The organism is Ruminococcus difficilis, from assembly GCF_016680995.1.
Genome location: NZ_JAEQMG010000004.1, coordinates 1 through 7,032, shown reverse-complemented (window position 1 = coordinate 7,032; position 7,032 = coordinate 1). Strand labels below are relative to the sequence as shown.

The following is a 7,032-nucleotide window of genomic DNA, read 5'->3' as shown; positions in this document are numbered from 1 at the left end:
TCAGCGAAAAATTATCTCTTTACGTTGAAAGCGCCCATCTGGGGATACTGAGCTGCATCGCCGAGTTCCTCTTCGATTCTGAGGAGCTGATTGTACTTCGCAACACGCTCGGAACGGCTGGGAGCGCCGGTCTTGATCTGGCAGGTGTTGAGAGCAACAGCGAGGTCAGCGATGGTGGTATCAGCTGTCTCACCGGAACGGTGTGAGGAGATAGCTGTGTAGCCGGCCTTGTGAGCCATCTTGATAGCCTCAAGAGTCTCGGAAACGGAACCGATCTGGTTGAGCTTGATGAGGATAGAGTTAGCGCAGCCGTTAGCAATGCCCTTGGAAAGTCTCTCGGTGTTGGTAACAAAGAGGTCGTCGCCTACGAGCTGAACCTTGTCGCCGAGACGCTCTGTGAGCTTCTTCCAGCCTTCCCAGTCCTCTTCGTCGAGAGCGTCCTCGATGGAGATGATCGGGTACTTCTCGCAGAGAGCTGCCCAGTGATCGATAAGTGTATCGGAGGTGAACTCAAGACCGGACTTGGGCTGCTTGTAGAAGCCAACGCCCTTTTCGCTCTTCCACTCGGAAGAAGCAGCGTCCATAGCGATCATGAAGTCCTTGCCGGGCTCGTAGCCTGCAGCCTTAACAGCCTCGAGAATGGTCTCGATGGTCTCGTCATCGGAGGAGAGGTTGGGAGCAAAGCCGCCCTCGTCGCCGACGGAGGTAGCAAGACCCTTAGCCTTGAGGATCTTAGCGAGGTTGTGGAATACTTCAGCACACCATCTGAGGGCTTCCTTGAAGCTGGGAGCGCCTACGGGCATGATCATGAATTCCTGGGTGTCAACGGTGTTGGTAGCGTGAGCGCCGCCGTTGAGAATGTTCATCATGGGAACGGGGAGCTTTGTGCCCTGAACGCCGCCGAGGAACTTGTAGAGGGGCAGCTCGAGAGCGGTAGCAGCAGCTCTGGAGGTAGCGATGGAAACAGCCAGAATAGCGTTAGCGCCGAGCTTTGACTTATCCTTTGTGCCGTCAAGGTCAATCATTGCCTTATCAACAGCATAGATATCTGAAGCGTCCATGCCGATGATTGCAGGAGCGATTACGTTGTTGATGTTATCAACAGCCTTCTGAACACCTTTGCCAAGGTATCTGCCTTTGTCGCCGTCACGAAGCTCAAGAGCCTCGAACTCACCTGTGGAAGCGCCGCTGGGAGCAGTGCCTCTTGCAACGGTACCGTCAGCAAGTGTAACCTCTGCCTCTACGGTAGGATTGCCTCTGGAGTCAAGAATTTCTCTGCCGACAACGTTTTCGATTGATAAGTAGTTCATAAAATACTTCCTCTCATCTTAAATTTACAGACCGAGGGAAAACTCCTTCAAGTCCATATTTATTGGTTTAGCACTGTTCGTACTAACTATATGTAGTATAGCACAGCACGCTTTTTATTGTCAAGTGGATATTGGTAATTATCGACAAAAAAGGCTTAAATATCGCCAATCAGACACCAAGCACATGCTCAGGCTCTGTTTGCCGTTTGCGCCGCAGCGCGAGAAGAATTTGTCGAGGTTAAAGGCAATGCGCGGAAGGTATCCGGAATCCTCGATTATTGAAAATAAAGGGAAGAAAATCGCCATCGGGGGCAGCATTACCGAAACCACCCAGCTCAGCGTTGTGTACACTCCATCAATCAGAATTCCGCTCAAAAATTCAGACACGTGAATGCAGTCAGATAGCTCATACAGTCTTTCCTTGATAAACGCGAACAGCGCGCTCAGCCATTCGCTGGGATAGTTTGCGCCGACCGCCGTAATCCAGAACAGCAGCGCAAACAAGGCGAGCATAATCGGGATTCCTGTTGATTTTGAGGTCAGTATTTTGTCAAGCCTGCCGCTGCGTTTTGTATTATTTCGGTAGGAAACGCATTTATCACAGATCTCCTTGCTTTTTTTTGAGAGCAAGAGCGCGTTGTTCAGCAGAAACGTATCGGTATTCATCTCGTCTTGACTGAAAGACGGTTTTTCGCAGATATTCAGCACGGTTTGTTTTAATTCGTCTAAGCCCGCCTTTTTCACGGCGCAGGTTTTCAGCACGGGAATACCGAGCTCCTTTGATAATTTTTCCGTATTGATAACAGTGCCGTTTCGCCGGGCTTCGTCGTTCATATTAAGACAAAGAACTGCATTGCGCTGCAGCTGTAATATCTCTAATACATAGCTCAGGTTCCGCTCGAGAACATTTGAGTCAGCGACAATTATCACGCAGTCGGGTTTCTTTTCGCTCAGATACTTTCGCGATACGCTTTCTTCCTTTGAAAAGCCCCTCATTGAGTATGTGCCGGGCAGGTCGGTTACGCTGAACAGGTTATCGCGGTATTTGAACATACCCGTGCACAGCTCGACGGTTTTTCCCGTCCAGTTGCCGGTGTGCTGCTTCAATCCCGTCAGCGCGTTGAAAACAGTGCTTTTTCCGACGTTCGGATTACCCGCAAGCGCAATTTCATATGTCATCTTCACACCTCACCAATATCAGTCTGCTGTCCTTTCGGCGCAGAGCAATCAGAGTATGCTTAACGGAATAGGCGACAGGGTCGCCGAAGGGAGCGATGAACACGGGAGTTATTTCGCTTCCCTCGACAATGCCTAAGTCGTTTATTCTCTGTGTCATCTTACCGGCGCAAAACTCAGCGACAACAGCCGTTTTATTTATCTGTAAATCACATAGTCTTATTAATTCATTCATTCTATCACCGCTTTTACATTTCATTGTATGCGCAGCCGCATTGTTTGTGAGAAAGCCGCTTGCATTTGACTTTTTGATATGATAAAATATCACTTGTGCGAAGGAGTATGGAAATGAACAAAACGAACAACATAAAAAGCAGCTTTTATCTCTCTCTGACCGCGATAATCTGGGGCGTTGCCTTTGTCTTTCAGTCAATGGGCAACAACTACATGGAGCCGTTCACCTTTAACTCGGCGCGTAACTTTCTCGGCTTCCTTGTACTGATTCCGATCGTGCTTATCAAGCTCAGGAAGCCCGAGATTTTTTCGGGCAGGAACGAGAGCTTCAAGATCGACAAAAAAATCACAGTTATCGGCGGCGTTTGCTGCGGTCTTGCGCTTGCCGCCGCGGGAATGTTCCAGCAGTACGGTGTAAAGTACACAACCGTCGGCAAGGCGGGATTTATCACAACGCTCTATATAATCCTCACGCCGATTTTCGGACTTTTGCTCGGAAAGAAATGCCATTTCACGGTCTGGATAGGCGCTGTGGGTGCGGTTGTCGGGCTCTATATGCTCTGCATAACGGAGAGCCTGAGCTTTTCCCCGGGAGATATACTCGTACTAATCTGCGCGGTTCTCTTTGCCGTGCATATTCTGCTGGTCGATTATTTCTCGCCGAAAACCGACGGAGTTCTGCTCTCGTGCATACAGTTTTTTGTCTGCGCGGTAGTCTGCGGCGCGATAGCCCTGATAATTGAGCATCCGTCGTGGGAGCAGATTACTCAGGGCGCGATTCCGATTTTGTACACAGGTATCATGTCGAGCGGCGTTGCCTATACGCTGCAGGTCATCGGTCAGAAGAACTTTAACCCGACTATAGCCGCTATGATTATGAGCATGGAGTCGGTGATTTCAGCGCTCGCGAGCTACTTTGCCTACAGCATGGGCTGGCTCGAGCAGGATCAGAGTATGACCGTCATTCAGATACTCGGCTGCGTTATCATGTTTTGCTCGGTAATTTTTGTGCAGCTGCCGTTTGATAAGCTGCACAAGCATTGACGGCACGGCGTTTGTATGATATACTTGAAATAATTTAATAACAGGCTTTGCGTTTTTTCGCGCTGCGAAATGTAATAGAGAATACGGTGAGAATCCGTAGCAACTGTCATTACTGTGTTTGGTTTGAGCCATAAGTCAGATCGCTGCCGCATTGCCTTGGATTTGCATTCTTGGACAAGAAGAAGCGCAGCCACCCTGACCGTGATTTCACGGCTCTTTGTGTTGTGCTTTTCTGAGTATATCGGAAAAGCATTTTTGCTTTCCCAAAAATTTTTGGAGGAACCAATATGAAAAAAATACCCAAAAACATTATCGCGACAGCTCTGGCAGCTATGACGGCGGTATCGGCTGCAAGCGTTTCTTTCAGCGCGTCAGCCGCGACCGACAAAATCCGCCTGATCGTAAAGAACGAAACCTATTCTGTTTCCGAGGGAGCAGCTTGGGAAGGCGTTCTTTATGACAAGACAGTCGATATTTCCGAGGGCAAGGACGCTCTTTCGACCGTTACAGCCGCGCTGAATGCGGATAATGTTCAGCTCACCGTAAACGATACCCAGTGGGGTTCGTATATCGCTGCCGTAAACGGTATTGCCGAGAACGACGCCGCACAGTACAGCGGCTGGATGGGTGTACAGAACGACTGGGTAGTCAACAACAACCTCGCTTACATCTTCCTCAGAGACGGCGACACCTTCGAGCTTACATATTCTGTAAAAATCGGTTCGGATATCGGTGCTGACTGGAACAATCCCACAACAGCCCTTAAGGCTCTCAGCATTGACGGTCCGGCTCTTAACGAGGAATTTACTCCCTCAAATACCGACTACACCGTTACGATCGGTAACGAAACAAAAAATGTTTTTGTACTTCCTACAGCCGAGAACAAGAACTATCAGGTGAGAACGTATATTAATGAGTACGTTCCCGAGAGCGTCGGCTACAGAAAAACCGACGAGATCGAGGTTAAGGCAGGCGACACACTCTATATCGGCGTCGGCAATGCCGCTTGGCCGGGCTCATATCCCGAGGAAACCGTTTATAAGGTTCACGTAATGGCTGAGGACGCACAGCTCGGCGACGTAAACTTTGACGGCAAGGTTGATATTACAGACGCAACTCTCATTCAGAAGGCGAGCATTGACCTCGTGAGCTTCTCAGAGTTACAGAACAAGCTCGCTGAATACAACGGCGACGGAAGAGTTTCCGTACTTGATACGACCGCTATCCAGCGTATGATTGCTTCCAGATGAAAAAGCTGATTTGTTTTGTGCTTGCGCTTGCGCTGCTGTGTCCGATTACCGCTTTTGCATCAGGCAGCAAGACCGACGCGATATATCAGGCTACAGAAGAGCAGCTTCTCAGCTGTCCTGTGCCGCAGGTAGGTTCAATCGGCGGCGAGTGGCTTGTTATCGGGCTTGCACGCGCTGGAATCCTGCCCGATGAAACGGCGGAAGGATATTATCGCAACGTTGTTGATTATATTAACGAAAAGGGCAGCGCTAAGCTGGACCGAAATAAATCAACCGAAAACTCGCGCCTTATATTAGCTTTGACAGCTATAGGCAAGAATCCCGAGAATGTGAACGGATATAACCTGCTGCAGCCTCTTGCGGACTTTAATTTTGTAAAAAAGCAGGGTATTAACGGCCCTGTCTGGGCGTTGATCGCGCTTGACAGCCTGCAATATGAAATACCCGAAACGACCTCAAAAGAGCAAACTACCCGTGAGAAGCTGTTCGATTATATACTGGAAAAGCAGCTTCCGGCAGGCGGCTGGGCTATCGGTGAGCAGGGCGCCGATCCTGATATGACGGGAATGGCGATACAGGCTCTCGCTCCGTATTATAAAAAAAATGAAGCTGTAAAATGCGCAGTTGATAAGGCATTGGGATACTATTCCGCAATCCAGCGTGATGACGGCGGACTTTCGGAAGCTACCGACTCTCCCGAAAGCTGCGCGCAGATGATAACCGCTCTGTCAGCCCTCGGCATTGACCCCGAAACCGACGGGAGATTTATCAAGAGCGGCAACAGCATTGTTGACTGTCTGCTTCGCTTTTCGCTCGAAAACGGCTTTGCGCATAATATCGGCGGTGAATACAATCAGATGTCGACCGAACAGGCGTTTTACGCAATGACCGCCGCGAACAGACTCCGCGAAGGCAAATCATCACTTTATGATATGTGCGATCTGCTGACAGAGTATGATCTGAATCTTGACGGCACGGTCGATATCACAGACGCGACCTTGGCTCAGAAAGCTATTGCCGAGCTTGAAACGCTCAATCTCAGGCAGCTCAAAATCGCAGGTGCGGACAGTCAAGGCGAAATAAAGGTCACATTTGTCACCGAAACTCAACGCTACATCGCTTCACATTAAGGCGGGATTATTATGATACCCTTCATCAAAAAATATAAATTCTTTATCATCACAGCCGCAGCAATCGTTGCGGCTTTAGTGATTGCTTTTGCGGCGGGAAACAGTATTAACGAGGACGCGGCTGCGCCTGACGAAGCACCGACCTTTTCGGCAGACGCAACCTCGGCGACAGGTCCCATTACACGCAAGAATGCACAGTCATCGACGGCGGAGAATACAACCGATAAAGCTATCGATGACACAACCCCAGTCGATACAACAGCTCCGACGACCGCAGAGGCTTCCACCCGACAGCAGACGACCGCCGAAAACTCAGCCGCGGAACCTGTTGAGCCGACGACGGACAAATACAAGACCGACCCTGTGCCGACGGACAAGCCTCAGCCCGTTGAGCCGCAGGAGCAGACAACGCAGGACAATACTCTCAGGTGTACTCTGTCGATTTCCTGTGCGACAATTCTCGACAATATGGATAAGCTCGACGAGGAATATCATGAGCTTGTGCCTTCAGACGGCTGGATATTAAAACCCGAGCAATTTGAGTTTTCGGAGGGCGAATCGGTCTTTGATTTGCTAGTCAGAGTATGTAAGGAAAAGAAAATCCACCTTGATCACAGCTTTACGCCGGCATACAATTCAGCTTACATCAAGGCTATCGGCAACCTGTATGAATTCGACTGCGGCGACCAGTCAGGCTGGGTTTACGGAGTAAACGGATGGGCGCCTAACTACGGCTGTTCTCGTTACGTGCTGAAAAACGGCGACACGGTTGAATTCCGCTACACCTGTCAGCTCGGACACGACTTGAAGTGGAGCAACTGATGAAGGATTCCTTTTGTAAGATACACCCGATAGCGGGACTTTTATATTTCGCGGCGGTGATTTCAT

The 7,032-nt window shown here is 49.7% G+C and carries 7 protein-coding genes and 1 riboswitch; of the genes, 4 read left to right on the top strand and 3 right to left on the bottom strand.

Annotated elements, in window-relative coordinates:
* Positions 1-11: 11 nt before the first annotated feature.
* The 3 genes from eno to JKK62_RS00080 all read right to left on the bottom strand — a co-directional run bounded on the left by eno (position 12) and on the right by JKK62_RS00080 (position 2,721).
* Positions 12-1,310 carry a phosphopyruvate hydratase gene (gene eno / locus JKK62_RS00090; protein ID WP_201426502.1) on the bottom strand — a complete coding sequence of 433 codons (1,299 nt, stop codon included), beginning with the start codon at positions 1,308-1,310 and terminating at the stop codon, positions 12-14.
* Between the two features lie 138 nt (positions 1,311-1,448).
* Positions 1,449-2,489 (bottom strand): FeoB small GTPase domain-containing protein, encoded by a 1,041-nt coding sequence (locus JKK62_RS00085; RefSeq protein ID WP_201426501.1) that lies wholly within the window; start codon positions 2,487-2,489, stop codon positions 1,449-1,451.
* Positions 2,479-2,721, bottom strand: a complete 243-nt coding sequence (locus JKK62_RS00080) for a FeoA family protein (RefSeq protein WP_201426500.1) — start codon at positions 2,719-2,721, stop codon at positions 2,479-2,481. The genes JKK62_RS00085 and JKK62_RS00080 overlap by 11 nt, the downstream gene beginning before the upstream one ends.
* Before the next feature lie 113 nt (positions 2,722-2,834).
* Here JKK62_RS00080 and JKK62_RS00075 point away from each other — a divergent pair, with 113 nt between their 5' ends.
* The 4 genes from JKK62_RS00075 to JKK62_RS00060 all read left to right on the top strand — a co-directional run bounded on the left by JKK62_RS00075 (position 2,835) and on the right by JKK62_RS00060 (position 6,966).
* Positions 2,835-3,764: a DMT family transporter gene (locus JKK62_RS00075; RefSeq protein WP_201426499.1), complete on the top strand. Its 930-nt coding sequence runs from the start codon at positions 2,835-2,837 to the stop codon at positions 3,762-3,764.
* A 33-nt stretch (positions 3,765-3,797) separates the two neighbouring features.
* A riboswitch (cobalamin riboswitch) is annotated at positions 3,798-3,929 on the top strand.
* Positions 3,930-4,051: 122 nt separating this feature from the next.
* Entirely contained in the window at positions 4,052-5,014 is a 963-nt protein-coding gene (locus JKK62_RS00070) for a dockerin type I domain-containing protein (RefSeq protein WP_201426498.1), read from the top strand.
* Positions 5,011-6,144 (top strand): hypothetical protein, encoded by a 1,134-nt coding sequence (locus JKK62_RS00065; protein WP_201426497.1) that lies wholly within the window; start codon positions 5,011-5,013, stop codon positions 6,142-6,144. Before JKK62_RS00070 ends, JKK62_RS00065 begins: the two co-directional genes overlap by 4 nt.
* A 12-nt stretch (positions 6,145-6,156) precedes the next feature.
* Positions 6,157-6,966, top strand: a complete 810-nt coding sequence (locus tag JKK62_RS00060) for a DUF4430 domain-containing protein (protein WP_201426496.1) — start codon at positions 6,157-6,159, stop codon at positions 6,964-6,966.
* Positions 6,967-7,032: the final 66 nt, after the last annotated feature.

What these genes read in the sequence shown, in the direction of transcription:
- JKK62_RS00085 (WP_201426501.1), bottom strand. Translation starts at nt 2,489, where the DNA reads ATGACATATGAAATTGCGCTTGCGGGTAATCCGAACGTCGGAAAAAGC.
- JKK62_RS00065 (WP_201426497.1), top strand. Translation starts at nt 5,011, where the DNA reads ATGAAAAAGCTGATTTGTTTTGTGCTTGCGCTTGCGCTGCTGTGTCCG.
- JKK62_RS00075 (WP_201426499.1), top strand. Translation starts at nt 2,835, where the DNA reads ATGAACAAAACGAACAACATAAAAAGCAGCTTTTATCTCTCTCTGACC.
- JKK62_RS00060 (WP_201426496.1), top strand. Translation starts at nt 6,157, where the DNA reads ATGATACCCTTCATCAAAAAATATAAATTCTTTATCATCACAGCCGCA.
- eno (WP_201426502.1), bottom strand. Translation starts at nt 1,310, where the DNA reads ATGAACTACTTATCAATCGAAAACGTTGTCGGCAGAGAAATTCTTGAC.
- JKK62_RS00070 (WP_201426498.1), top strand. Translation starts at nt 4,052, where the DNA reads ATGAAAAAAATACCCAAAAACATTATCGCGACAGCTCTGGCAGCTATG.
- JKK62_RS00080 (WP_201426500.1), bottom strand. Translation starts at nt 2,721, where the DNA reads ATGAATGAATTAATAAGACTATGTGATTTACAGATAAATAAAACGGCT.